Genomic DNA, 25,952 nt, shown 5'->3' with positions numbered 1-25,952 from the left:
CCACTTCAGGACACAGGGCGCGAATCCGCCCAAGCCAGCTCGAACTCCTCGCGGTACGCCGAGAAAAGTCCGACTTCTTCTGCCTCGCCGGACTTGACCACCCGGTTGCCGTTGCGCAGCACCAGCACGGGCGCCTCCATGCCGCGCATCCGCCGCAGATAGGACTGGACGACGGCGACGCCGTCGGTGCCGTCGCCGTCGACGAGGTAGGCGGTGAAGCGGGGTGTCTCGTCGTACACCTGGATCTGGAAGGCGCCCGGGTCGCGCAGCCGGGAGCGGACGCGGCGCATATGGAGGATGTTCATCTCCACCGAGCGGCTCAGCTCGCCCCGTTTCATGCCCAGTTCGCGTTCGCGGCGCTTGACGGCGCTGGAGGCCGGGTTGAGGAAGAGCAGCCGGATCCGGGCGCCGGCCTCGGCGAGCCGGACCAGCCGGCGGCCGGAGAAGTTCTGCACCAGCAGGTTGAGGCCGATGCCGATGGCGTCGATGCGCCGGGAGCCGTCGAAGATGTCCTCGGCGGGGAACTGGCGCAGCAGCCGCACCCGGTCGGAGTGGACGGCGACGACGTCCGCGTACCGGTCGCCGACGAGGTCCTCGACGGCGTCCACGGGCAGCCGACGCGCGGACGGTACGTCGCCGCTGGTGCCGAGCATCTCCAGGAGCCGTGCGGAGGCCCGTTCGGCCTGGCCGAGGACGGCCTCGGACAGGGCGCGGTTGCGGGAGACGACGTTGCGGGTCACCTCCAGCTCGTCCAGGGCGAGTTCGACGTCCCGGCGGTCGTCGAAGTACGGCTCGAAGCACGGCCAGTGCTGGACCATCAGCTCGCGGAGCTGGGGCAACGTCAGGAAGGAGATGACATTGTCGTCGGCCGGGTCGAGCAAGTAGCCCTTGCGGCGGCTGACTTCGCGGACGGCGACCGCGCGCTGCACCCATTCCTGTCCGGCGGGGCCGGCCGCGGCGACCACCCAGTCGTCGCCGTGGACGGGTTCGTAGATGGGGCGCAGTACGGCGGCCACGACGGCGCGCAGCCGCTGTTCCACGAGGTTCAGCCAGATGTAGGCCCGGCCGGCCCGCTGGGCGCGGGTGCGTACCTCGCGCCAGGCGTCGGCGTCCCAGTCCAGCTCCGGGCCGATGGAGTTGGTCTCCATCGGCCGGGCCAGGGACACCGTGCCGGGCGGGGCGTCTGTGGAGTTCCCCTCGTGACTGTCGTCACCAGGGGGCAGCTCCAGCCCTCCCGAGCCCACCCGCGCACCGCCTTCCGCTCCCCCGAGCTCTCCCTGTGCCAACGATCAAGGAAGGGTACTCCGGGAGCGGTCGGCGATGCAGCCGGATGGGCAGGTCGTTTCTCAACTTCCGTTGTTCGGACGACCGTTCTGACCCGCGAGGGCCGGCGGAGTGAGCGGATTCATAGCGGTGACATCGCGGGGGACGATGGAGAAGCCCTGCCAGTGGACCGGCATCGGCTGCTGGTCCTCGTCCCGCGCGATGTGGTGGAAGCCGACGTTGACCCAGGTCACCGGGTGCTTGAGGGTCTGGCCGTTGACCCACTTGTCGACGGACTTCGGGTGACCGGCGCCGCAGGCGAGGGGGTTGTTGTTGGCGTACATCTCGCACTTGTTGTACTCGGTGAAGTAGACGTCGTGCTTGGTGAAGGGACGTCCGGAGTACTTGGTGGTGGCGCCGGGGACCAGCTCGTAGCTGCGCGGGTGGCCGTCCTTGTTCTTGCCGATGTTGCTGACGACCCGCCACCAGCGCATGTTCTTGGCGTCGCCCGCGAGTTCCTTGGTGACGGGGGTGCGCTTGGTCTTGGCGGTCGGTCCCTGCTGGCCGCTCGCCGGCGGGCTGACGACCGAGTCGTACTGCTCGATCTTGTTGGCGGAGGAGGCGTCGAGGCCGAAGTCCAGCCGCCAGAAGACGTTGTGGCTGTGGCTGGTCGCGTACGCCTTGGCGCCCTTGCCTATCGGCCAGCCGCGGCCGTCGCCCGCGTCGTAGTCGAAGGGCGAAAGGCTGCCGGTGGCACCGACGTTCATGTTGACGGTGCCGTCGTCGGAGAAGCGCCACTCGGTCATGTACTCGTACCAGCCGACCTTGTTGACCGTGTAGACGAGCAGGTCCTTGCCCTGGGCCTGGTAGACCTTGTTGCCGGTGTCGGCCTGCATACGGTAGGCGTGGCCGCGTGAACGGGTCGTGGTGCACAGGCCCTTGACGTTGGGGTGCGCCGGGTCGAAGGACTCGGGGACCTTGACCGTCTTGATGGTGCCGCCGGGACACTCGGCGGGGGCCAGATTCACCAGCCCGGAGCCGAAGTTGTAGTCGGTGACGTCGTTGTACTCGTTCTTGCCGTCGTCGTATGGGACGTGGATCTGGGCGAGTTTGGCGCTGGTGAGGACGCGGATCGGCTTGGGCTCGCCGGGCGGCTGGTAGGTGACCTTCTCCAGGACGAGCCCGGACTTGGCCTCGTAGCGCCAGCACATGCGCCAGGTGGTGCCGGTGGAGAGCTTCTGTTCGATGCGGTAGGCGGCGCTGCAGTCGGCGGCCGGCGCGGGGGCGGCCTTCGGCTGGGCGACGGCGGGGCCCGCCCCGGCGGTCGCGCCGGCGGCCAGCGCGGCCAGCGACAGGCCGAAGGCCGCTCCCTTGCGGGTACGGCTGATGTGGTTCACGCGCATGTGGACATGACTCCTAGACATGAAGGACACGCGGAGCTGGTGGGAAGGGTGGACGCGGCGCGGCTCAGCCGGTGAGTTCGACGACCTTGGCGGTGCTGAGGTCGATCACCAGGGACCGCGCGTCGATCCACGGGCCGTTCTTCACCTTCGGCAGCAGGCGCACGCAGCGGTGCTTTCCGCATTGGTCGAGCGCGGCAGGCTGGGCGCCCGGCACCGCGCGGTAGATCATGCTCGCGAGCTGGAGCTGATCGGGCGAGGTGAGCTGGGAGCCGGTCGCGTCCTGGTAGTCGGCGCGCAGTCCGGCGCCGAGCGGGTCGGCGATCAGCAGCCGGCCCGCCTCGTCCTGCTCGGCGCTGCTCAGCGGCGGCTGCACCCCGGTCTGGGTGGCGGTGTTCTCGACCTTGCCGGTGTCGAGGTTGACGGTCTTGGTGACCACCGAGTCGTTCTTGTAGTCGTAGAACGTCACGTCGGCGCGCCGGGGCGCCTTCGGGTCGTCCAGTTCGTCGGCCTCGGGCGCGGCGAGGTCCACGCCGAGGCGCTGCGGTCCGCGGTCGCCCTCGACGTCCTGGGCGGCGTTGAAGAGCTGGCGGCTGAGCGCGATGCGCTCGACGCGCTTCAGCTCGTCGTCGGTGAGCGGGTCGCGGCCCGTGCCCTTCCGGCCCTCCGACGGGGCCTCCTCGACGACGCCGGGCGCCACCGCGCCGCCTTGGCCGTCGGCCGCGCCCTGTCCTGTCGCTTGTCCGGCCGTCTGTCCGGCCCTGGTCCCCCCGGTGTCGTCCGCCCCCGCCGTGCTCGGCAGGGTGATGCCGACCATCACGGCTGTCGCGGCCACCGCGAGGGCCGTTCCCGCCACCACCTTGCCCAGGTGGCGGCGCACTGTCGTGCGCACAATTGCCCCCTACTCCCCCTGATGCGCGGGAGTACGTCTGATTGCCCCACTGGTTCGGCATACGCCGTATGCCGGCGTATGCGCTGGTCGCCAGGTAAGAGGGCCGTAAGTCGCGGGTGGTTCCCTCACTTTCGGGGAGACTCGGGGGCAAGGCGCCAGCGGCGCGGCGGCACACCTGAAAGAGTCGTTCCATGCAGGTCTGGCCTGGAGAGGCGTATCCCCTCGGTGCCACGTACGACGGCGCCGGAACGAACTTCGCGGTCTTCACGGAGGCCGCGGACCGAGTGGAGCTGTGTCTGCTGCACGACGACGGCTCGGAAACGGCGGTGGAACTACGGGAGAGCGACGCGTTCGTACGGCACGCGTACCTGCCCGGCATCATGCCCGGACAGCGCTACGGCTTCCGGGTGCACGGCCCGTACGAGCCCGCGCGCGGGCTGCGCTGCAACTCGGCGAAGCTGCTCCTCGACCCCTACGCGAAGGCGGTCGCCGGTGAGGTGCACTGGGGCGAGGAGGTGTACGGCTACCACTTCGGCGCCCCCGATCGGCGCAACGACCTGGACTCGGCCCCGCACACCATGACGTCGGTCGTGGTCAACCCGTACTTCGACTGGGGCGACGACCGGCCGCCGCGCACCGAGTACCACCGGACGGTGATCTACGAGGCGCACGTCAAGGGTCTGACGATGCGCCATCCGGGGCTGCCGGAGGAGCTGCGCGGCACCTACGCGGGGCTCGCCCATCCGGCGCTGATCGAACACCTGACCACGCTCGGGGTGACGGCGCTGGAGCTGATGCCGGTGCACCAGTTCGTCAACGACCACCGACTGGTCGACATGGGCCTGAACAACTACTGGGGCTACAACACGATCGGGTTCTTCGCCCCGCACAACGCGTACGCCTCCTGGGGCGACCGCGGCCAGCAGGTGCTGGAGTTCAAGTCGGCGGTGCGGGCGCTGCACGAGGCGGGGATCGAGGTGATCCTCGACGTGGTCTACAACCACACCGCCGAGGGCAACCACCTGGGGCCGACGCTGTCCTTCCGGGGCATCGACAACGAGCGGTACTACCGCCTTTCGGAGGACCGCCGCTTCTACACGGACACCACGGGCACCGGGAACTCGCTGCTGATGCGGTCCCCGCACGTCCTCCAGATGATCATGGACTCGCTGCGGTACTGGGTCACCGAGATGCATGTCGACGGGTTCCGCTTCGACCTGGCGGCGACCCTGGCCCGGCAGTTCCACGAGGTGGACCGGCTGTCGTCGTTCTTCGACCTGGTGCAGCAGGACCCCGTCGTGTCCCAGGTGAAGCTGATCGCCGAACCGTGGGACGTGGGCGAGGGCGGCTACCAGGTGGGCAACTTCCCGCCGCTGTGGACCGAGTGGAACGGCAAGTACCGCGACACGGTGCGCGATCTGTGGCGGGGCGAGCAGCGCACGCTCGCGGAGTTCGCCTCCCGGCTGACCGGCTCCTCCGACCTCTACCAGGACGACGGGCGCCGGCCGCTGGCCTCCATCAACTTCGTGACCTGCCACGACGGGTTCACCCTGCGGGACCTGGTGTCGTACGACGAGAAGCACAACGAGGCCAACGGGGAGGACAACCGGGACGGCGAGAGCCACAACCGGTCGTGGAACTGCGGGGTGGAGGGCGAGACCGACGATCCCGGGGTGCGCGAGCTGCGGGCCCGGCAGATGCGGAACTTCATGGCGACGCTGATGCTGTCCCAGGGCGTGCCCATGATCAGCCACGGGGACGAGTTCGGCCGCACCCAGCGGGGCAACAACAACGCCTACTGCCAGGACAGCGAGCTGGCGTGGGTGGACTGGCCGCAGGACGGCGACGACCTGCTGGAGTTCACCCGGGCGCTGGTGTGGCTGCGCCGGGAGCATCCGGTCTTCCGGCGGCGCCGCTTCTTCCACGGCCGGCCCGTGGAGGGCACCCACGACGAGCTGTCGGACATCGCCTGGTTCACCCCGGAGGGCGAGGAGATGGTCCAGCGGGACTGGGACCGGGCGCAGGCGTCGGCCATGTCGGTGTTCCTCAACGGCAACGCGATCTCGGAGCCCGGCCCGCGCGGGGAGCGGATCGCGGACGACTCCTTCCTGCTGCTGTTCAACGCCTCACCGCGGTCCCTGGAGTTCGTGGTGCCGGTGGACCACGGGCGGCAGTGGCAGGTGGTCGTCGACACCGCGGACCCGGCCGCGGTGCCCCGGGAGGGCGGCCGCAAGGTGCAGGCCGGGGACCGGCTGACGCTGGTGGACCGGAGCATGACGGTGCTCCAGCGGCCCGCGTAGCCGGGACGGCGGGCGGGCACGCGCGCGATGCGGGCCGGCGGGCGGGCCCGGACACGCGCGCGATGCGGGCCGGCGGGCGGGCCCGGACACGCGCGCGATGCGGGCCGACGGGCCCGGCCGGGGGCACCCGGTCGGGGCCCGGGTGACACGAATCGGGGCCGGGCGGGTACGTAGGGTTGCATGACCCCTGCGCCCGCTGTCCCTGTCGTGCCCACGGCCACCTACCGGTTGCAGCTCCAGCCCGCGTTCCCGTTCGCCGCCGCGGCGGCCGCGGTGCCGTATCTGGCCTCGCTGGGTGTGTCCCATCTGCATCTGTCGCCGGTCCTGGAGGCGGTGCCCGGCTCCCTCCATGGCTACGACGTGGTCGACCACACGCGTGTGCGTGCGGAACTCGGCGGCGAGGACGGCCTGCGGGAGCTGGCGCGCACCGCGCGCGAGCACGGGCTCGGCCTGGTCGCGGACATCGTCCCCAACCACATGGCGATGGCCCCGCGTCACAACCGCGCCCTGTGGGAGGTGCTGCGGGAGGGCCCGAAGTCGCCGTACGCGCGCTGGTTCGACATCGACTGGGAGGCGGGCGGCGGCCAGGTGCTCGTCCCGGTGCTCGGCGGTCCCGTCGGCGCCGAGCTGGAGCACCTGCGCGTCGAGGACGGCGTCCTGCGCTACCACGAGCACGCCCTTCCGCTGCGGGACGGCACCGAGGAGCTGCCGCTGCCGCAGCTCCTGGACGCCCAGTGGTACCGGCCGGTGTGGTGGCGGCTGGCCCGCACCGAGCTGAACTACCGGCGGTTCTTCAGCATCTCGGAGCTGATCGGGGTGCGGGTGGAGGACCCGGAGGTGTTCGAGGCGACCCACGGCACGCTCCTGCGGCTGCTGCACGAGGGCGTGCTCGACGGGCTGCGCGTCGACCACCCGGACGGCCTCGCCGACCCCGACACCTATCTGGACCGGCTGCACGAGGCCACCGGCGGCCGCTGGACGGTCGTCGAGAAGATCCTCGCGGACGACGAGCGCCTGCCGCCCTCCTGGCCGGTGGCCGGCACCACCGGATACGACGCCCTGCGCCGCGTCGACGGCCTGTTCACGGACCCCGAGGGCGCCGGGGAGCTGCTGGAGCACTACCGGCGCTTCGCGGCCCCGCAGACGGACCGGGGCGGCGACTGGGCGGCCACCGCGCGCAGGGCGGCGTACGGGGTGCTCGGGCACGAGCTGGCGGCCGAACTGGACCGGCTGACCCGGGCCGCCTCCCGGGTCTGCGCGACGGCCCACGACCCCGCCCTGCGCGACCGCGCCCCCTGGGCGCTGCGCACGGCGCTGGTGGAGCTGCTGGTGCGCCTGGAGGTGTACCGGCCGTACGCCTCGGGCGATCCGGCGGCCGTGGTCACCGAGGAGGCCGCCGAGGAGGCGCGGCGGGCCTTCGTGGTGTCCGAGGAGGCGGGCGCGGTCGACGTGGTGCGCGCGCTGGTGCTCGGCGGCACGGGTCCCGCGCGCGCGGAGTTCCGGGCCCGGTTCGCGCAGACGGCGTCCGCGCTGCGCGCCAAGGCGATGGAGGACACGGCGTTCTACCGGTACGTGCCCTTCCTCGCGGCGAACGAGGTGGGCGGCGAGCCCGGCGCCCCGGGGGTGTCCCCGGCGGACTTCCACGCGTACTGCGCGCGCGTGCAGCGCGACTGGCCGGCGGGCGGGACGGTGGTGTCGACGCACGACACCAAGCGCAGCGCCGACGTACGGGCCGCGCTGGCGGTGCTCACCGAGTGCCCCGGGCGGTGGGCGGAGGTCCTGGCGCGGGCCACGCACGCGGAGGAGGCCGAACCGGACGGGCAGCTCGCCTGGGCGGCCTGGCAGACCGCCTTCGGGCTCGGTCCGGCAGACCCGGAGCGGATCCGGGAGGCGATGCTCAAGCACGCGCGCGAGGCGGGCCTCTACACGAGCTGGACCGAGCAGGAACCGCCGTACGAGGACGCGGTGGCCGCGTTCGTCGCGACGGGGCCGTGCGGGGTGCCGGGGCGGTGGGTGGCCGCCCTGCGCGAGGAGCTGGCCCCGCACATCCGGGCCAATGTGCTCGGCACGGCGCTGACGCATCTGACGATGCCGGGCGTGCCGGACGTCTACCAGGGCACGGAGCACGAGTACCTGGCGCTGGTGGACCCCGACAACCGGCGTCCGGTGCAGTTCCCGCCGCCGGAGCCCGCCGACGGAGGTGAGGCGCCCGGGGAGAGCGTGAAGGGTGCGGTCACCACCGCCGCGCTGCGGCTGCGCCGGCGGCGGCCCGAGGTCTTCGGCACGTCCGCGACGTACGAGCCGCTGGTCGCCGAGGGGCCGGCCGCCGCGCACTGTCTGGCCTTCGCGCGCTCCGGCGAGGTGGTGACGGCGGTGACCCGGCTGTCGCTGCGGCTAGCGGAGGCGGGCGGCTGGGGGGAGACGCTGCTGCCGCTGCCGCCGGGGCGGTGGGCCGACGCGCTGGCCCCGAAGGGGACCGGGCGGGAGTTCACCGGGCACGCGCGCGTGGCGGAGCTGTTCGAACGGCTGCCGGTGGCCCTGCTGGAGCGGGTCGGCTGAGCGGGAACCGGTGACCCGGCCTGGGTGACCTGGCCCTACGGCCGAAAAGTGCCGACGGCATAGGCGCGCGGCGGTCCGGCCCGTGCGCCTCTGCCTCCGGGCGCCCCCTGGCGCCGCCCCGAGGGACCACTTGACAGTTCCCCGGGGCCGTGGGGTACTGCGGAATGCGAGCAGGGTGGACATAACGGGGGTGAGTCTCCTGCCGGTGCTGCGTTACCCGACGGTGACCGAACTGACCAGCGCCGCCCGGGCGCTGACCGCCCAGTACCCCGGCCTGTGTGTGCTGCGGCAGGTGGGTCTCTCCCGCGCGGGCCGCCCGCTGCACCTGCTGTCGGTGGGGCACGCCCGGCGCGCCGTCCTCGTCGTCGCGGGGGCCCACGCCAACGAGCCGACCGGTGGCCCGACCCTGCTGGCCCTGGCCGAACGGGTCCTGCACGAACGCGAGTTGCGCACCGGGACGTCCTGGCACTTCCTGCTGTGCGCGGACCCCGACGGGGCGAGCCTGCACATCACTCCGGCGCCGCGCAGTCTGCTGGAGTACCACCTCGGCTTCTTCAGGCCCGCGGGACCCGAGCAGCCGGAGTGGTCGCCCGCCGTGCTGCCGCCGGACCGGCTGCCGCCCGAGACCCGGGCGCTGACCCGGGTCATCGACGAGCTGCGCCCCTACCTCCAGGTGACGCTGCACGGCACCGATCTGGGCGGGAGCTGGGTGCAGTTGACGCGGGACATCCCGGGGCTCGCGGAGCCGTTCGCCAAGTCGGCGGCGCAGCTCCACATCCCGGTGGAGACGGGCGCCTCGGACGCGGCGGGCTGGCCGGCGTCCGGCCCCGGCGTGCACGTGATGCCGGACCCCGGCGCGGACGCGGCCTACCCGAGCATGCCGGACGACGCCCGGCACAGCACCTGGTACCACGCCCACCGCTACGGCGGTCTCACGGCGGTCGTGGAGGTGCCGATGTGGGCGAGCGACCTGGTGGACGACCCGGCGCCGCATCCCGCGCCGGCCGCGGCGATCCGGCGCCTCGCGGAGCGGCTCCAGCGGGACGCGCGGGAGGTGGAGCGGGTGCTCACCGAGGCGCTGCCACGGCTGGAGGGCGACGAGGGGCCGCTGCTGCGGGCCGCCAAGTGGGCGCTGGAGCTGGTGCCGGGGCTGGCCTCGGACTGGATCCATGTGCCGCCCGCGGACACCACGATGGCGTACGTCGGCAGTGTGGACGCCTTCGCGCGCCGGCTGCCGCTCAGGGCGGCCGCGATGCTGTGGCGGGTCCTCCAGGAGACCGACGACCACGCGGCCCCGCGTCTCGAACAGCTCGTCGAGACATGGAGCGACGCGTTCGCCGTCCGCTTCCGGGCCCGCTGGGTGCCGCTGGAGCATCAGGTGGAGCACCAGTCGCGGACGGTGGTGGCGGCGGCGCTGCACGCGCGCGAGGGGGCGGCGTAGGGCGCACGCGCGCGAGGGCCCGGCGTTGGGCACACACGCGTGAGGGCCCGGCGTAGGGCACCCACACGCGTGAGGGGGCTGCCGACCGTCGGGCGCCCGTGCACGCCCCGTCCCGCGTAGGGCACACGCGCGTGAGGTAGCGGCATAAGGGCACACGCGCGCGATGGAGCGGCACGAGGGCACACGCGCGTGAGCCACCCAAGCCGCGCCGCCCCACGCCGCCCCACGCTCCCCCGGTCACATCCCGGGCGTCTCCGCCCCCGCCCCCGTCAGGTCGGCCAGGTCCGTCAGGTCGACGAGGCCGGCGAGGTCCGCCAGGCCCGCGACACCCGCGGCGTCCGCCCCGCCCGCCAGGTCCGTGCCGTCCCCCGCGTCGGTCTTGTCGAGGGCGAACACCGCGCCCGTCAGCGCCTCCAGTTCGCAGTCGTTGCCGTAGGTCTGGCTGAACTCGACCGGCTGTCCGCCCCACCGTCCGCTCGCGCGGGCCGTGACCGGGGCGTAGAGCATCGCGCAGATGGCGCCGGGCCGCGGCGCGAGCCGGGCGGGGTCGCCGTCGGCCGCCGCGAGCTGTCCGCACGCCTCGGCGGCGCGGGAGTGGCCCTGGGGCGGCGCGCACAGCAGCACGGCGCTCCGGGTCTCGCCGGACTGTCCGGTGCCCCGGGTGACGGTGAGCCGGAGCCAGTCGCCGGGGCGCGCGTCACCGGAGACCGCGTGGGCCGGGACGGCGGCCGCGGCGAGAAGGAGGGCGGTGGCGACGGCGGGAAGGGCGCGCCGGCGGGGCGCGGTGGGGAAGAAGTGCGTCATTCCCGGTGCATCGGCACGGCGGGCCGCGTCCCCCAGTGCGGCTCACCCGTTCGTGCGCGCGGCGCGTGCCGTCCGGCGAGGTCGAACGCGGCGAGCACCACCCGCGCCTGGTACTCGGCCTGGCGGGCGACGGGGATCCAGCGTGCCCCGCTGTCGTCGCGGTAGGCGGCGCACCAGGCGTCGATGAGCCGGTCGAGCACCGGCAGCGCGCCGGCCGGGTCGCGGCCCGCGCGGGTGACGAGCTGGTGCAGCAGGCCCGCGGTGCGGACGGCGATCCGGCGGCCCGCGATCCGCAGGGCGGTCAGATGGGCGTTGGTGAGCGGCGGCAGCGGGCGGGCGGGGTCGGTGGTGGCCGGGTCCCAGGCGTCGGCCAGGCCGGGGCAGACCAGGAGGTAGTCGTCCACGGGGGCGAGCAGCCGCGCCACGTCGGGCGTGCCGCCGAGATGGGGCCGCACGCGCGCGAGGAGGTGCTCCAGCACGCGCGCGTCGTGGCGCAGGGTGGTGCTGACGGCGTGCAGCGCCGCGCCGGGGTCGGCGGGCGGGGCGCCGTCCTGGACGCCGGGCACGCCCCACATGGGCGCCTCCACGACGGCGGTGACCGTGCCGTACCGGAGCGGGTGGCACCAGGTCGACTCGACGGCGGCCTCGGTGATGGCGGCGGCCAGGCCGCGCGGGCGGGGCCGGGGGATCCGGTAGACGGCCGGGCCCAGCCGGGGCCAGTACAGGGTGTCGTAGGGGCCGAGTTCGCGGGGGATGCCGAGGCGGGCGGCGGCGTGTGCCATCCGGCGGTCGAGGCCGGGCAGGTCGCGGGTGAGTTCCACGAAGCCGCCGCCGACGTCGACGCCGTGCAGCGAGCACTGGAAGAACGGTTTCAGCTCGTCCTGGAGGCGGAGCAGGGCCCGGGTCTCCGGGAGCGCGGCGGCGGCCGCCCCGTCGGGCAGCCACTCGGGCTGTTCGTGGAAGCCGGGCCGGAAGAAGTTCCGGAAGTAGCGGCCGAGGCTGTAGGGGCCGGTCAGCCAGCCCTCGTTGCGGCGCAGGCCGTCGGGGTCGAGGCAGAGCAGCAGGTTCCAGGTGGCGTCGGCGCCCTCGGTGAGCCGCGGGTCGGCCAGGACGCGTTCGGCGAGGCGCAGGACGGTGGCGCCGCCGACCGGCTCGTTGGCGTGCGGTCCGGCGACGACGAGGGCCTGCCGGGAGCCCCGGCCGAGGGAGAGCAGCCACAGGGGGGTGCCCGCGCGGGAGACGCCGACGCGGCGGAGCCGGGCGTCCCGGGAGCGGCGGCCGGCCAGGAGGGCGGCGCGGGCCGCGAGTTCGTCCACGGTCGGGTAGCGCGGGAGGGGCGGCAGGGGGCACACCTCCACGGGGCGGCGCCGTCGGTTCACCGGGCGTGTCCGGCATACGCACAGTGAGTCATCGGCCAGGGGTTCGTCAACACCGCCCCGGGCGGCGGGACTTGGGCCTCGCGGGGCCGATGTGGGGGTCTGTCCCGGTCAGTTCACCGAGAGCCGGAACGCGATCCGTCCGAAGGCGACCATGTCCCCTTCGCGGACCACGGCGGCGCCGATGACCCGGCGGCCGTTGACGGTCGTGCCGTTGGTGGAGCCGAGGTCGCGCAGCACCCACATGCCGCCCTGGCGGCTGAGTTCGGCGTGCACCCGCGAGACGCTCTCGTGGGTCAGCCGCAGCCCGCTCGCCGGGTCGCGGCCGATGCGCAGGGCGTGTTCGGTGCCGGGGTGCGGCAGCAGCAGCTTGGGCAGCCGCTCGGCCTGCCAGGCCCGCCGCAGCCGTACGGTGAACCCGGACACCGCCTCCACGCTGCCGAAGATCACCCGGGACAGGCGGCTCTCCTTGGGCAGGTCGGCGGTGAGCGCCGCGAGTTCCTCGGAGCGGCGGGCGGCGAGGGCCAGCTCCATGCGCCGGATGAAGGTGTCGTGCGACAGGCGGCCCATGGCGACGCCGTCACGCAGCACCTTCAGCGCCTTGTCGCGCTCCACGTCCGACAGCCGGGCGGGATACGCGTTGAACTCGAAAGACGACGTCACGCTCGTGATTGTCGGTCAGTGAACCCCGGGTGTCCAGAAAACGAGTGAACGCCCGCACGCGCGCGTGGCCGACGACACCCTGCGCAATGGGGGTGTTTCAAAAGCGGATCGATCCCCGGTGCAGCACGATGGACGCACGCCATCACGCTCAGCAGACGAAGGGGAACCGTCCGTGCAGTTCGAGGTGTGGGCACCGCAGGCCGATCGTGTGACGCTCCAGTGCGACGGCGTCGCGAGCGCGCTGGAGCGCGATCCCGAGCGGGCCGGCTGGTGGACCGGCGAGGCGAGCGCGCAGGACGGCTCGCGGTACGGGTTCGCGCTCGACGACGGCCCGGTGCGCCCCGATCCGCGCTCGCGCCGCCAGCCGGACGGCCCGGACGGGCCGAGCGCGGTCGTCGACCACGGCCGGTACGACTGGCGGGTCCCGTGGCCCGGCCGCGCGCTGCCCGGGGCGGTCCTCTACGAGCTGCACGTGGGCACCTACACCCCCGAGGGCACCCTGGACGCGGCCGCCGAGCGGCTCGGGCATCTCGCGGCGCTGGGCGTCACCCATGTCGAGCTGATGCCGCTGTGCCCGTTCCCCGGCCGGCACGGCTGGGGGTACGACGGGGTCGCGCTGTGGGCGGTGCACGAACCGTACGGCGGGCCCGAGGCGCTGAAGCGGTTCGTGGACCGGGCGCACGAACTCGGCCTGGGTGTCGTCCTGGACGTCGTCCACAACCATCTCGGGCCGTCCGGGAACTATCTGCCGGAGTTCGGGCCGTACTTCACCGACCGCCACCACACCCCGTGGGGCGCGGCCGTCAACCTGGACGCCCCGGGCTCGGACGAGGTGCGGGCGTTCCTGCTGGGCAGCGCGCTGGCGTGGCTGCGGGACTACCGGCTCGACGGGCTGCGCCTCGACGCCGTGCACGCGCTGGCGGACACGCGCGCGTACCCGTTCCTGGAGGAGCTGTCGGCGGCCGTGGACGCGCTCGCCGCCGAGAGCGACCGGCCGCTGTTCCTGATCGCCGAGTCCGATCTGAACGACCCGCGGCTCGTCACGCCCCGCAGCGACGGCGGGCTGGGCCTGCACGCGCAGTGGAACGACGACTTCCACCACGCGCTGCACACCGCGCTCACCGGCGAGTCCCAGGGCTACTACGCCGACTTCGCGCGCGCCCCCTTCACCGCGCTCGCCAAGACCCTGACCGGCGGCTACTTCCACGACGGCGGGTGGTCCGGCTTCCGGGGCCGCCGGCACGGCCGCCCGCTGGACCGGACCCGGATCCCCGCACACCGGCTGCTCGGCTACGGCCAGACCCACGACCAGATCGGCAACCGCGCCCAGGGCGACCGGCTGTCGGCGGCCCTCTCCCCCGGCCTGCTGGCCTGCGCGGCGGCCCTGACACTGACCGCGCCGTTCACACCGATGCTGTTCATGGGCGAGGAGTGGGCGGCCGGCACCCCCTGGCAGTACTTCACGGACCACCCCGACCCCGAGCTGGCGGAGGCCGTACGGCGGGGCAGGCGGCGGGAGTTCGCGGAGCACGGCTGGGCCGAGGACGAGGTGCCCGACCCGCAGGACCCGGCGACCCGCGACCGCTCCTGCCTGGACTGGTCCGAGCCGGAGCGCGCGCCGCACGCGCGGGTGCTGGCCTGGTACCGGGAGCTGATCGCGCTGCGGCACGCGCACCCGGACCTCACGGACCCCGACCTCACCGACATCAAGGTCGCCCATGACGCCGAGGCCGGCTGGCTGGCGTTCCGGCGCGGGGACGTCCGGGTCGCGGTGAACCTCGGCAAGGAGACCGCGGAGATCCCCCTCGGCACCCGCCCGGCCCGGATCCTGGCCGCGTGGGAGCCGGTGCGGGGGCCGGGCGAGGACGGGCTGCTGCGGGTGCCGGCGGAGTCGTGCGTGGTGCTGGAGCAGGAGTAGGGGCAGAGGCAGGGGCAAGCGCCCGCGATACGGCTGTACGGCGATACGGCTATACGGCGTCCCCCGCCGGGTCTCCCTCGCCCCCGTCCTCTCCGTCCTCTCCGCCCTCCCGGAACTCGGTCACCCGCTCCAGCAGGATCGCCTCCCACGCCCGCCGCAGCCGGTTCCGCAGCAGCGGCAGGGGGTCGTCGGCGCCGTGGCCCTCCAGGCGTTCGGCGAGGCGGACGACGGTGTCGCAGCGGGCCAGCCAGAGGCCCCGCAGGCAGGGGCGGGCGCCGTAGCCGGCGAGGGTGGCGGCGCGGACGGCCGCGCCGGAGCCGACCGCGAGGGCGAGTCCGGCGATGTCCTCGGCGGGGTCGCCGAGGACCGCGTCCGTCCAGCCGAGGACGCCGCGCACCCGCCCGTCGGCGCTGACCACCAGGTGCTCGCCGCGCAGCCGGTGGTGGACGAGGACGGACGGGGCCGGCCGGGCGGCGAGCTGGGCCGCGCCGGGCGGGGTGAGCTGGTTCAGCAGGCCGGCGTCGAACTCGTCGGCGCGGGCGAGACGGCGGGCGGCGGCGACGGCCATCCGGCGCAGCGCCTCCAGGGAGCGCGGGGCGGCGCGCGGCACGCCGAGCGCCTCGGCCTGCCGGGGCTGCACCTCGCGCAGTCCGCCGAGCAGCCCGGCGAGGTCGGCCTCGCCGACGGCGGACACGTCGTGCTCCTCGGCCGTGCCGCCGGGCAGCTTGGTGTCGAGGGTGTAGGCCAGGCCCGGGGACCACTCGCCCTGGGCGAGTCCGGTCGGCAGGGCGACGGGGACGTGCGGCCGGACGAGGTCGCGCAGCCGCAGTTCGCGGCGCTGCCGCGCGGAGGCGTCCCGGTCGGGGGCGAGCCGCAGGACGTGCCGGGGGCCGACCCACCAGGTGAAGGCGGGGTCCTCCGCGCGGACCGGGCGCACCTCGGGGCCCGGACCGCCGCTGCCGCTCTCCTCGACGAGCGCGCGGACCAGCCCGCGGACGGTGTCCGCGGTGGGTACCGGTGCCTGGGTCATGGTCGCGCCGCTGCCGTTCGGGTGGGTTCCGTCAGTTCCGGGCTCCTGGGGGCGTGGGGGTCAGTCCACGAGGACCAGGTCGCGGGTGGTGTGGTTGAGACGGCGGCCGCCGTCCTCGGTGACGGTGACGATGTCCTCGATGCGCACCCCGAACCGGCCGGGCAGATACACGCCGGGCTCCACGGAGAAGCACATGCCGGGCACGAGCGGCCGCTCCTCGCCCTCGATCATGTAGGGCGGCTCGTGGGTCGTGACGCCGATGCCGTGGCCGGTGCGGTGGATGAAGTACTCGCCGTACCCGGCGTCGGTGATGACCGCGCGGGCGGCCCGGTCGACCTCCTGGCAGGCGACCCCGGGGCGCACGGCGCGGAATCCGGCCTCCTGGGCCTCGCGGACGAGGTCGTGCACGCGGCGTTCCTCGTCGGTGGGTTCGCCGACGTGGACGGTGCGGGAGGTGTCGGAGCCGTAGCCGTCCTTGAGGCCGCCGAAGTCCAGGACGACCATGTCGCCCTCCTCGATGACCCGTTCGCCGACCTCGTGGTGCGGGTTGGCGCCGTTGGGTCCGGAGGCGACGATGGTGAAGTCGACCTGGGAGTGCCCGAACCGGCGGAGCAGATCGGCGAGTTCGGCGCCGACCTCGGTCTCGTGGCGGCCGCTGAAGCGCACCTTCCTGATCTCCTCGAAGGCCCGGTCGGCGGCCTCGGCGGCGGCCGCCATCAGCTCCAGCTCCGCGCTGTCCTTGACGGCCCGCAGCATGGGCAGCGCGTCGGTGAGGGAGGTGTACGAGGTGGCGGGCAGCGTCCGCTGGAGGCCCAGCAGGTGCATCGCCCAGGCGTTGTCGCTGATGCCGAACCGGCCGGACGTGTCGAGGAGGCCGGCGGTGGCGGCGTAGGGGTCCTTGCCGTCGGTCCAGTCACGCAGGGTGAGCGCGGGGGCGCCGGCCGCCTTGGCGGCGTCGGGGGCCTCCAGGGTCGGCACGACGAGGACGGGGTCGGCGCCGGGGACCAGGACGAGCAGGGTGAGCCGTTCGGTGGCCGCGGTGGGCGCGTAGCCGGTGAGCCAGACGAGGTCGGGGCCCGGCGCCACCAGGAGCCCGGCGAGGCCCGCGTCGGCGGCCTGGCCGGCGGCCCGCTCCATACGGGCCCGGTAGTCCTCGGCGGCGAAGGGCGCACGTGCGGTGCCGGTCATCCGGGCCTCCCTGGACGGACGTGGTGACTACGGGCAGCATCCTGCCCGCACTGCGGGAGCCGCGCGAGCCGGTCGCACGGGTTTTCGCCCCGTGACGGGCACGAAGAGCGGGTCGGGCTGCCGTCCGACGGACATTCGTCCCGGTGGACGGCTTTCAGGCGACAACGCCGGGCACGACGCTCAACTGCTGGTATGCGCCGCTTTCATGACGAACGGTCAGCTCGACCTCCTCGCCGGGTCCCGCCGCCCGCACCGCCCGCAGCAGGTCGGCGGCCGAGTCGATCCGGGTCTCGCCGAAGTTCAGCAGGACGTCGCCGCGCACCAGACCGGCCCGGTAGCCCGGCCCGGGGACGTCGACGGCGACGATCCGGGCGCCCTCCCGGTCCGCGTCCATGACCTCCACACCGAGGGTGGCCCGGGCGGCGGGCGCCTCGGCGGGGACGGGAGAGGCGGACGGGCGTGGCGGCGCCGTGGACACGGACGCCCGCTGGAGTTCCGCGAGCCTGCTCATGCCGATCACGGTCGCCCCGACGGTGCCGAGTCCGACACCGGTCAGGACGAGGACCGTGCCGACGAGCAGCCCGGTCAGCAGGGTCGCGAGCCGCCGGTGCCTGCGGCGGGCGGCGTGCGGGCGCGGGGTCCGGGCGCCCGGGTCGGGGTCGTCGCCGGGCTCCTGGCCGGGCAGGGGCTTGGGACGCAACGCGGTCTGTTCCATGGATCGCCTCCGGCTGGTGCTCTACCCGGCGGAACGGCACCTGACCTGCCACGAACGAGTGAGACTGACCCAGGGTCAACGGCGGTAGGCCCGGAACCGGCACCCGTCGGCCGTACCGGCGCACACGCGTTCGATCCGGTGGACGACCCGGGGTGCGGTGAGCGACGGCTCGCGCCCGCACCCGATGGTCCGGGTGCCGGCGCGAGCCGCGGTGGAGCATGCCGCGCGGGCGGGGCGTCAGCCCGTGTGACCCTCGCCGTGGCCGCCGTGCGCCCCGCCGTGGTCGAACTTCAGGGCCTCGGGCGGCATGACGACGAACGGCCGCATCATGCCCATGTCCTCGTGTTCGAGGAGGTGGCAGTGGTACATGAACCGGCCGTACGCCCCGTCGAACTTGCCCATCACGCGCAGCCCTTGCGGGCCCGGCACCTGGAAGACGTCCTTGTGTCCCAGCTCGTTGGGGGCGAGCGGGACCGGGGTGTCCGGGTCGAGCCGCACCGGGGTGCGGGTGCCGCCGAGGGCGAGGTCGAAGCCGGACGCGTCGTAGGCGTCGCGGCCGAGGACCTGGAAGTCGGCCAGGTGGATGTGCATGGGGTGGAGGATCGGCGAGAGGTTGAGGAAGGTCCACTGCTCGTGGGTGCCCTCGCCGATGGTGAAGCCGAGACCGTCGTTGAACGTGCGTGCCGTACGGCGGTACGTCTTGGTACGGCCGTCGGCGCCGGTCACCTGGATGACGCCCTCGGCGGGGACCTGGACGTCGGCCGGGTCCTCGACCTCGGCCATCTCCCAGATTTCCGGGTGGCCGCCGGAGCCCTTGGTGCCGGGCGGGGTCAGCACGATCAGCCGGTGGCCGTGCGGGATGTCGTGGCTCATCCGGCGGAAGGACCCGGAGAGCACCTCGGGCAGCGCGAAGGAGTCCTCCTCGCAGGTCTCGCGGACCCGGAACTCCATCACCTCCGGGTAGCGCACCCCGCCCAGCGGATCCGGCGTCCCGGCGGGCGCGCCCGGCCCCTTGTCGACCAGCCGCAGCCGGCGGCCGCCGAGCGCGCGGAAGTCGACCAGCAGGTCGAACCGCTCGGCCGGGGCGGCGCTCAGCACCGGCAGGGTGTCGTCGAAGTCGACGGGCACCGGGCGCGGCAGCAGTCCGCCGTCGCTGCCGATCTGGTGGACGACGCCCGGCACCGGCCGGTCGTCCTCGTCGATCAGGACGAGGTTGTAGATGCGCGCGTTGGACGCGTTGACCAGCCGGAGCCGGTACCAGCCGTCGTCGACGTCGGCGTACGGCCAGATCCGGCCGTTGACCGTGGTGTACGGGCCGAAGAACGGGATGGACACCGGCTTGCCGGTCTCCGGGTTGGACTGCTGGACGATCACCGTCTTGTGCAGGAGCCGTCCGTTGAGCCGGCCGTCCTCGTCGGTGTCGAGGTTGCGGTCGGCGATCAGCAGCGGGATCTCCCGGTCGCCGGAGGGCAGGCCCAGGGCGTCCTCCTCGTCGTCACGGACCAGGTAGGTGCCGTACAGGCCCGCCATCACGTTCCACCGGGTGATGTTCATGGCGTGGTCGTGGTACCACCACTGGGTCGCCTGGTGGTCGTTCGGATACTCGGAGAGCTGGGCGTCGCCGAAGCCGACGGCGTTGTCCGCCCAGCCGTCGTTGCCGCCGCCGGTCTGCGCGCCGTGCAGATGGGTGACGGACCAGGCGGGCAGCGCGGCGACGTCCTTGTTGGGTTCGACGCCGCCGCGCCCCGGTTCGGTGTTCGGTGCCGGGGTGCCCGGCGGGCCGAGGGGCACCTCGACGGAGGTGACCGGGTACTCGCTCCCCTTGGGGATGCGGTTGGTCCAGGCGATGCGGACGCGCTGTCCGCGCCGGACCTCGATGGTGGGGCCCGGCACCTGGCCGTCGTAGCCCCACATCAGGGTGGGCGGGAGCTGCGGGTGCAGGCGCACCCAGGTGGGGCGCAGGGCGATCTCGGTCTCCCGCGTCACCTCGTCCGAAGCGGGCCGCAGGACGGGCGGGACGGTCAACGGCGCGGCGAACGGTGTCAGTTCACCGGGCGCCGGTGCCTGCTCCCGCTCCTTCGCCAGAACGTCGTCCGCCAGGACTCCGTCCGCCAAGACTCCGTCGATCGGGTCGATCCGGTCGTCGCTCTGCTCGATCATGTCGGTCAAGGTCGAACACCCCCGTGTTCTGTCGGTCGTTCCCCTTGCCCCATGAGACGCCCGGCGCCCCTCGCGCGTTCCCTGAATGCCCTATTCCGTATATGAAAGTCCGGAAAGCAGCAGGTGTGGGGGCGGAGTGGCCGAAGAGCGGTCCGGGACGAACCCGTGCGCCCGGCTCGCCAGGTACGCGGACTTGTAACGGTCCACCCGGCGATGCCAGTTGAGGATGCCCGACAGCCAGTTCTGGAGGTCGGCCACGTAGTTGTCCATCGCCGCGCGCGCCTCGGCCGACAGGTCGAAGTCGTCGTACAGGACCGGGAGTTCGTGGGCGATGATGTGCTCGAACTGCTGCATGCGCTGGGTCATCAGATCGTGGACGACGGCCAGCGCGGCCGGATAGTCGCAGCCGAAGAAGTGCTGCACGACGAGGACCGCGTTGTGCATCTCCCCCTCGTACTCGATCTCCTTCTGGTACGAGAACACGTCGTTGGTCAGGCACGCGTAGTCGATGGCCGCGTTCTCCAGGGCCTGGACGGGCCCGGTGCGGTAGATCTCGGGCGGGACGGCCGGGCCCTGGCCCATCCGGCACAGGCTCAGGGTGAGGTCGGAGCCGAAGGTGGCGCGGCGCATCTCCAGATAGTCGACCGGGTCGGGGACGCGGTTCTGGAGCTGGTTGGACAGCTCCCACACCCAGCTCTCGGTCATGGTGTCGACCGCGTCGCGCAGGGTGCGCCGCTGGTCCGGGGTCATCGCGGCCGTGGTGACGGCCCACAGGTCGATCAGGCCGCGCTCCATGGCGTTGACCGGGACGACGGGCGCCTCCTCGCCGTCCACCGGCATACAGGCCGACAGCCGGGCCGTGGTCAGCCGGGCGGCGGCGAGGTCCCGGCGGCCGCCGAACACCAGCGGGTAGTAGTCGTCGCCGTAGGTGCCCCAGGCGAGCCAGCGGGCGCTGAGGTCGAGGGCCTCCGGGGTGGCGTCCGGGTCGAGGCCGGCCGAGCAGAGCGGGAGGTCGTAGGCGGCGAGCTTCTCCTCGTCCCAGACGCCCTCCTCCAGCATGCCCATGGTGTGCATCCAGGCGGTCAGACGCGGCCGGCACGCCTCCAGGTGCGGGCTCAGCGCGACCTGGTACGGCATGTGGAAGTCGGGCAGCAGCGAGGGGCCGACCTTCTGGAACGGCACGTGCGCGTACGCGCGCAGACGCTCCGCCGCGGCCGAGGCGAGCAGCGCGACGACGTCGGAGGCGGAGGTTCCGGGGCCGGTCAGGCGCTGCCAGGGCGCGGCGGAGACCGCGCCGCCGTTCATGTAGCGGCTGGAGCGCATGTGCCATTCGTGGCCGCCGGACTGCCAGTCCTGAAGTCCCTTGGCGTACGCGGCGACCGCGGCCACCTCGTCGGGCCGCAGCCCCTTCTCCAGGGCGACGGCGGGGACTTCGGTGAACGCGGTGTGCTCGAACTGGTGGAGACGGGAGGTGAGGACGTCGTTGACGGTGTCGGCGGCCTCCTGGGTGGTACAGCCGAAGAACGTCTCCAGGACGAGCACGCCGTTGCTGTTCTCCCCCTCGTCCTCCACCTCGCGCTGGTAGGAGAACAGGTCGTTGCGCAGATGGACGGCGTCGGAGAACGTCTCCATCAGCACCCGCAGCGGCCGCGTCCCGGCGACGGCGGCGGGGACCTCGGCGGTCGCGTACTCCACGAGCCCGGCCGACCAGGGGGCGCCGCCCACCTTGCGGCGCATCTCGATGTACTCGACCGGGTTGGCGATCCGTCCCTCGTTGATGTTGGACAGTTCCCACATCGACTCGTTGAGCAGATGTTCCGTCGCGACGGCGAACCGGGCTCGCCAGTCCGGCGACATCGCCGGGATCGTGCGCGCCCAGAGGTCCTTGAGGCCGGCCTCCACCGGGTTGAGCGGCTCGGGGACGGGCGTCGCCGGGTCCATCGGCATGAACAGCGGGAGCCGGTCCAGGTGCGCCTTGCCGGCGGCGCGGTCGGGGGTGCGCTTGAACATGTCGAGGAAGTGGTCGTCGAAGAAGAACACCCACACGTACCAGTCGGTGATCAGCGACAGCGCGGGGCCGTCGCAGTCGGGGTGGGTGTAGGCGCAGAGCAGACCGTAGTCGTGCGCGTCGAGATCGGCCTGCTCCCAGATCCCGGACCCCTCCAGCATGCCCATGTCGCGCGCCCACTGTGTCGAGTGGGCGCGCGCCTCCTCGACGTGCGGGTTCAGCCGCGCGGGGTGCGGCAGGTAGAAGTGCGGGAGTTCGAACGGCTGCTTCATGGCCGGGGCCCTACCCGTGCCCTTCGGCGGCCATCCGCACGGCACCACATGATCACACCATCCAGTGAATCGGACGGGAAGCCGTGCCCATGGCCGGAGTTCGGGGTGGGAGTTCGGGGTGGGGGCCCCGGGTTGCCGTCAGGGGCGCACCTGGACGAGGGCGTGGGTGCCGCCGGTGCGCCAGCGCTGTCCCTCGGCGGCGACCAGGCCGGACTCGGTCCCGGCGGACAGGCCGGTGATCACATCGGACTTCAGGGTGCGCAGGGCGGCCACCGGGCCGGGGAAGTACGCGGTGACGTCGGCGAAGGGGGTGGTCGGCGGCCAGCGTCGGTCGCCCACCAGACGGCGGTAGTTGAGGTCGCCCTTGACGAGGGTGAGGGCCGCCCCGGCGAACTCCGCGCGCAGGTCCGGCGGGAGTTCGGTGAACGGCAGCGGGGCGGCGGAGAATGGATGGGCGCGGACCGTGAGGGTGCCGTCCGCCAGGGCCGCCCACAGCCGCCGGCCGTGCTCGGCGGCCGCTCCGGGCGCGGCGGTCAGTCTGCGCAGGGCGTCGACGACGTCGGTGGGCGTGGCGTCGGAGACGTAGTACGGGTACGGCTTGACGTGCAGGACGACCCGCCCGGCCCGGCCGGTCGCGAGGAGGTGGGCGGCGAGGAGGAGATCGGGGATCAGCTCACGGCCGGCGTTGTCGGCGATCAGGCAGACGGTGGGCGCCTCGTCAGCGGGTGGGAGCACGGGTGGGAGCAGAGCCCACAGTGTCTCGCTGTCGTCGGCGACCAGCGCCGGTACCGCGTCGCGGGTGGCGGCCTCGCTGTCGGAGAGGCGGAAGCCGAGGTCGGCGCGGTTGCCCCAGAGCGAGCCGTGCAGCAGGGCGCGGGCGCGTTCGGCGGCGGGGCGGGTCTCCAGGGCGTCGAGGGCGGCCAGTTCCTCGTCGGTCTCGGGCGCGTCGAGTTCGGCGAGCTTGAAGGGGCGGAAGGGGTCGATGCCCTGCCAGACGCCGGGCCCGAAGTAGCCGACGGCGTCGAGGAGTCGGCGGTAGAAGTAGCTCTCGGACCACAGCCAGGGCACGTCGAACCAGGACCGGCCCACGGATCCGTCGAGGCCCCAGTCCCGCCAGCGGGCGAGGTCGTGCGCGTCGGCGGGGAGCGGTTCGACCACGCCCTTGGCGCAGCTCTCCAGGAGTGCGTCCAGGGCGTGGTGGACGGCGGGGTCGTAGGGGAAGGCGTCCCGCACCTGCCGGATGATCGCCGGGTGGCGTTCGGCCAGGACGCCGTGGGGGAAGGAGCCGGGCTCGTCGCCGAGGATCACGGGCGGCGGGGCGGGGGTGTCGGGCATGCGGCTCACCGTACCGCGCACGCACGGGCTTCCCCGGGTGTCTCCTCGCCGTGCCTCGCCGTGCCTCGTCGTGCCTCGCTGTGCCCCGGCCGTGCCTCGTCGTGCCCGTCAGCCGGCCATGATCTCCCGTTCCAGGCGGGCCGCCAGGGTGAGGTAGCGGGGGCGGCGGGGCACCGGGACCAGGCCGCGGATGAGGACGTGCCACATCTCGGCCATCCGGCGGGGCAGCCGGGCGGCGGGTTCGCGGGAGCGGCCGACGACCCGGGTGCCGACGAAGAAACAGACCAGGGAGTGCGCGACGGCGTCCACGTCGACGTCCGGGTGGATGTCGGACTCCTTGACCGCGCCGACCAGCCGACGGCTCATCAGGTCAAGCCACTCGGCGAAGGGATGGCGCAGCGGCGGTTTGACCGCGACGCCCCCGGTGGCGAGGCGGAGCCCCGCGCGGGTGATCGGACCCTCGACCGACAGCCGCGCGAGGCCGAACGTGAGGCGCATCAGCGCTTCGAGGGCGGGATAGCCCCGGTCGTCGATGTCACCGGCGACGCGGCGGGAGGCCTGGGACTGGAGTTCCATGATGGCGTGCGCCAGGTCCTCCTTCGCCGCGAAGTGGAAGTACAGGGCGCCCTTGGTGACATGGGCGTGCTCGACGATGTCACTGAGGCTGGTCGACTCGTAGCCGTGCCGGTCGAACAGATCGGCTGCGGCCGTGATGATCGTCGCGCGGGTCTGTTCGGCGCGTAGCTGCCTCGCCATCGAGTGGACTCTCCCGGGGCCGGTAAAGAACGGGTCGTGCCGTTTGTTTCTTACCCCCTGTACACAATAGCTCACGGCGCAGCGGTGCCCACCAGGCACTCGAAGAACGTCGACTCCCGCTGTGTGCCCACGACTTGCAGGCCGGTCGCGCCGTCGCCCTTGATGTCGATCCACAGCGGTTCGTCCAGCTCGGCGTACTGATGGAAGCGCGCGTGGTACGCCACCGGCGCGTGCCCTTCGGGGCCGTGCAACCGGGCGGCCTGGCGGGCGGCTTCGAGGAGCAGCATGCCGGGGACGTGGTCGAGCGGATGGTCGAAGAAAACGGGGTGTGCGGTATCTACTCGCAGTCGCCAGCGGTCGGGTTCGCCGGTCGCGGCGAGGACGACGTCGGTGGGCAGCGGGCGCTCGACGGCGGCCGGCGGCAGGCCGGGCGGGACGGGCGGCGCGGTCACCGACCGGGGGGTGCGGCCGCCGCGCAGTCTGCGGTAGACGGACGGGCCGACGCTGGTGAAGGCGACGTCGGCGAAGGCGACTTGGCCGCCGTCGCGCAGGACGTGCGCGGTGTAGCGGGCGGACGTCAGCCGGCGGCCGCGCATCCCGACGTCGGTGAAGGCGATCTCGATCTCGGGCTCGGCCGGGAACGCTCCGACGGTCAACCCGCCTGCCTCCGTGTCGACTTGGAACTCCTGGAGGACGAACTGATGATCCAGGGGTACCTCGTACTCGGTATGCGCCAGGAGCGTTCCGGCCTGCCGGACGGACTCGACGACGAGCAGCGGGTCGTACGCCGTCCAGTCCGGGGACACGTGTAACCCGTGTGCTCGGGGCCACTGCGCCGACACCGTGAACCGGTCGTCGGCCGTCCGCCGCCAGCCGGTGAGCAGGGTCTCCGCGACGGCTGCACGGTGCACCAGTTGGCGCGGCACGGTTGCGGTCAGCGTCGGAGCGTCGGCAAGCTGCCGTGGTCGAGTCATGTCTCTCCCTACGGGTCCCCACGGTTCCCACGGTCTCCCGAAGGCAACGGCAGACGGCGGACCGTCCGCTCCGGTTGGCGTTAGAGTACGAGGCGACCGGTTTGTTTTCAATGAGATCAGTCGACGGCATCCTATGATCGGGCCGGACCAGTGGACGATCGGTGGGAACGGCCAACTAGGTGCCGTTAAGGGGCTCTTATGGCGAAACAGGAGCGCGCCATCAGGACGCGCAGGGCGATCCTGGAAGCGGCCGGCGCGGTCTTCGACGAGCACGGCTACACGTCCACCACCATCGCCATGGTCCTGGAGCGCGCCGAAGTCACCAAGGGCGCCCTGTACTTCCACTTCCCGTCGAAGGTGTCTCTGGCCCAGGCGGTGCTGGACGAGCAGGTGCCGTTCGGGGCGGTTCCGCCGCAGCCGTGCAAGCTCCAGGAGATCGTCGACATGACGTTCGTGGTGGGCCAACGGCTGCTGGGCAACGCGCTGTTGCGGGGCAGCGTACGGCTGGCGGTGGACCAGGAGACGCCCGCCGGGGTGGACCACGGGGAGCCGTTCCTGCAGTGGGCGCGGCGGTTGACCACGCTGCTCGAAGTGGCCCGTGACCGGGGTGAGTTGCTCCCCACGGTGAAGCCGCCGGAGACGGTGGAGCTGCTCGTGGGCGCTTTCACCGGCGTCCAGTTGATGTCGCGGGCGCTGACCGGCCGGGCGGATCTGGGCGACCGGCTGGCGGTGCTGTGGGCGCACATCCTGCCGAGCATCGCCGTGCCCGGTCTGCTGCCGGCGCTGGACGCGCGGGCGGACCGGGGGCTGCGGGTGCTGGCCTCGTCCCGGGAGTGGGCTCAGGAGCACGGCGAGGAGCACGCCGAGGAGCGCGCCGCCTCCTGAGGACAGACGTGCG

19 protein-coding genes are annotated in these 25,952 nt (G+C 73.2%); 5 read left to right on the top strand and 14 right to left on the bottom strand.

The window, feature by feature from the left end:
• Positions 1-5: 5 nt before the first annotated feature.
• The 3 genes from AFM16_RS29930 to AFM16_RS29920 form a co-directional block, all read right to left on the bottom strand.
• Complete coding sequence (locus tag AFM16_RS29930) at positions 6-1,244, bottom strand: DUF5919 domain-containing protein (protein WP_078635428.1); 1,239 nt, start codon at positions 1,242-1,244, stop codon at positions 6-8.
• A 102-nt stretch (positions 1,245-1,346) separates the two neighbouring features.
• Entirely contained in the window at positions 1,347-2,666 is a 1,320-nt protein-coding gene (locus tag AFM16_RS29925; protein WP_030793105.1) for a copper amine oxidase, read from the bottom strand.
• A gap of 64 nt (positions 2,667-2,730) precedes the next feature.
• Positions 2,731-3,555, bottom strand: coding sequence for a hypothetical protein (locus AFM16_RS29920; protein ID WP_030793110.1), 825 nt, complete (start codon positions 3,553-3,555; stop codon positions 2,731-2,733).
• A gap of 191 nt (positions 3,556-3,746) precedes the next feature.
• Here AFM16_RS29920 and glgX point away from each other — a divergent pair, with 191 nt between their 5' ends.
• The 3 genes from glgX (at position 3,747) to AFM16_RS29905 (ending at position 9,855) form a co-directional block, all read left to right on the top strand.
• Positions 3,747-5,855 (top strand): glycogen debranching protein GlgX, encoded by a 2,109-nt coding sequence (gene glgX / locus AFM16_RS29915; protein ID WP_030793113.1) that lies wholly within the window; start codon positions 3,747-3,749, stop codon positions 5,853-5,855.
• A gap of 180 nt (positions 5,856-6,035) precedes the next feature.
• Complete coding sequence (gene treY, locus AFM16_RS29910; protein WP_030793116.1) at positions 6,036-8,414, top strand: malto-oligosyltrehalose synthase; 2,379 nt, start codon at positions 6,036-6,038, stop codon at positions 8,412-8,414.
• A 190-nt stretch (positions 8,415-8,604) separates the two neighbouring features.
• Positions 8,605-9,855 (top strand): M14 family zinc carboxypeptidase, encoded by a 1,251-nt coding sequence (locus AFM16_RS29905; RefSeq protein WP_030793119.1) that lies wholly within the window; start codon positions 8,605-8,607, stop codon positions 9,853-9,855.
• 237 nt (positions 9,856-10,092) lie between these two features.
• On the opposite strand, the gene AFM16_RS29900 is transcribed toward AFM16_RS29905, so the two are convergent.
• The 3 genes from AFM16_RS29900 to AFM16_RS29890 all read right to left on the bottom strand — a co-directional run bounded on the left by AFM16_RS29900 (position 10,093) and on the right by AFM16_RS29890 (position 12,698).
• Positions 10,093-10,659 carry an SSI family serine proteinase inhibitor gene (locus tag AFM16_RS29900; protein WP_078635425.1) on the bottom strand — a complete coding sequence of 189 codons (567 nt, stop codon included), beginning with the start codon at positions 10,657-10,659 and terminating at the stop codon, positions 10,093-10,095.
• Positions 10,656-11,975, bottom strand: a complete 1,320-nt coding sequence (locus AFM16_RS29895; RefSeq protein ID WP_078637127.1) for a M14 family zinc carboxypeptidase — start codon at positions 11,973-11,975, stop codon at positions 10,656-10,658. The genes AFM16_RS29900 and AFM16_RS29895 overlap by 4 nt, the downstream gene beginning before the upstream one ends.
• Positions 11,976-12,146: 171 nt before the next feature.
• Positions 12,147-12,698 carry an FHA domain-containing protein gene (locus AFM16_RS29890; protein ID WP_078635423.1) on the bottom strand — a complete coding sequence of 184 codons (552 nt, stop codon included), beginning with the start codon at positions 12,696-12,698 and terminating at the stop codon, positions 12,147-12,149.
• A 172-nt stretch (positions 12,699-12,870) separates the two neighbouring features.
• On the opposite strand from AFM16_RS29890, the gene treZ reads away from it, so the two are divergent.
• Positions 12,871-14,616: a malto-oligosyltrehalose trehalohydrolase gene (treZ, locus tag AFM16_RS29885; RefSeq protein WP_078635420.1), complete on the top strand. Its 1,746-nt coding sequence runs from the start codon at positions 12,871-12,873 to the stop codon at positions 14,614-14,616.
• 49 nt (positions 14,617-14,665) lie between these two features.
• On the opposite strand, the gene AFM16_RS29880 is transcribed toward treZ, so the two are convergent.
• From AFM16_RS29880 to AFM16_RS29845, 8 genes are all read right to left on the bottom strand, one after another.
• Positions 14,666-15,646: an aminoglycoside phosphotransferase family protein gene (locus tag AFM16_RS29880; RefSeq protein ID WP_078635417.1), complete on the bottom strand. Its 981-nt coding sequence runs from the start codon at positions 15,644-15,646 to the stop codon at positions 14,666-14,668.
• A 60-nt stretch (positions 15,647-15,706) separates the two neighbouring features.
• Positions 15,707-16,834: an aminopeptidase P family protein gene (locus AFM16_RS29875; protein ID WP_030793138.1), complete on the bottom strand. Its 1,128-nt coding sequence runs from the start codon at positions 16,832-16,834 to the stop codon at positions 15,707-15,709.
• A gap of 154 nt (positions 16,835-16,988) precedes the next feature.
• Complete coding sequence (locus tag AFM16_RS29870; protein WP_078635414.1) at positions 16,989-17,549, bottom strand: PDZ domain-containing protein; 561 nt, start codon at positions 17,547-17,549, stop codon at positions 16,989-16,991.
• 237 nt (positions 17,550-17,786) lie between these two features.
• Positions 17,787-19,709 carry an O-aminophenol oxidase PhsA gene (gene phsA / locus AFM16_RS29865; RefSeq protein WP_078635412.1) on the bottom strand — a complete coding sequence of 641 codons (1,923 nt, stop codon included), beginning with the start codon at positions 19,707-19,709 and terminating at the stop codon, positions 17,787-17,789.
• Between the two features lie 90 nt (positions 19,710-19,799).
• Positions 19,800-21,989, bottom strand: coding sequence for a germacradienol/geosmin synthase Cyc2 (gene cyc2, locus AFM16_RS29860; RefSeq protein WP_078635409.1), 2,190 nt, complete (start codon positions 21,987-21,989; stop codon positions 19,800-19,802).
• 138 nt (positions 21,990-22,127) lie between these two features.
• A complete protein-coding gene (locus AFM16_RS29855; RefSeq protein ID WP_078635407.1) occupies positions 22,128-23,324 on the bottom strand; it encodes a damage-control phosphatase ARMT1 family protein in 1,197 nt (398 codons plus the stop codon).
• A 108-nt stretch (positions 23,325-23,432) separates the two neighbouring features.
• Entirely contained in the window at positions 23,433-24,080 is a 648-nt protein-coding gene (locus tag AFM16_RS29850) for a ScbR family autoregulator-binding transcription factor (protein WP_078635404.1), read from the bottom strand.
• A gap of 71 nt (positions 24,081-24,151) precedes the next feature.
• Complete coding sequence (locus AFM16_RS29845) at positions 24,152-25,054, bottom strand: ScbA/BarX family gamma-butyrolactone biosynthesis protein (RefSeq protein ID WP_078635402.1); 903 nt, start codon at positions 25,052-25,054, stop codon at positions 24,152-24,154.
• Positions 25,055-25,252: 198 nt separating this feature from the next.
• Here AFM16_RS29845 and AFM16_RS29840 point away from each other — a divergent pair, with 198 nt between their 5' ends.
• Positions 25,253-25,939, top strand: a complete 687-nt coding sequence (locus AFM16_RS29840; RefSeq protein ID WP_051780815.1) for a ScbR family autoregulator-binding transcription factor — start codon at positions 25,253-25,255, stop codon at positions 25,937-25,939.
• The last annotated feature ends 13 nt before the right edge of the window (positions 25,940-25,952 follow it).

Origin of the sequence: Streptomyces antibioticus (genome assembly GCF_002019855.1) — a bacterium.
In the GTDB taxonomy this organism is placed as follows: Bacteria; Actinomycetota; Actinomycetes; order Streptomycetales; family Streptomycetaceae; genus Streptomyces; species Streptomyces antibioticus_B.
The sequence above is the reverse complement of the archived record's forward strand: the minus strand, read 5'-3'. Positions and strand labels throughout refer to the sequence as shown.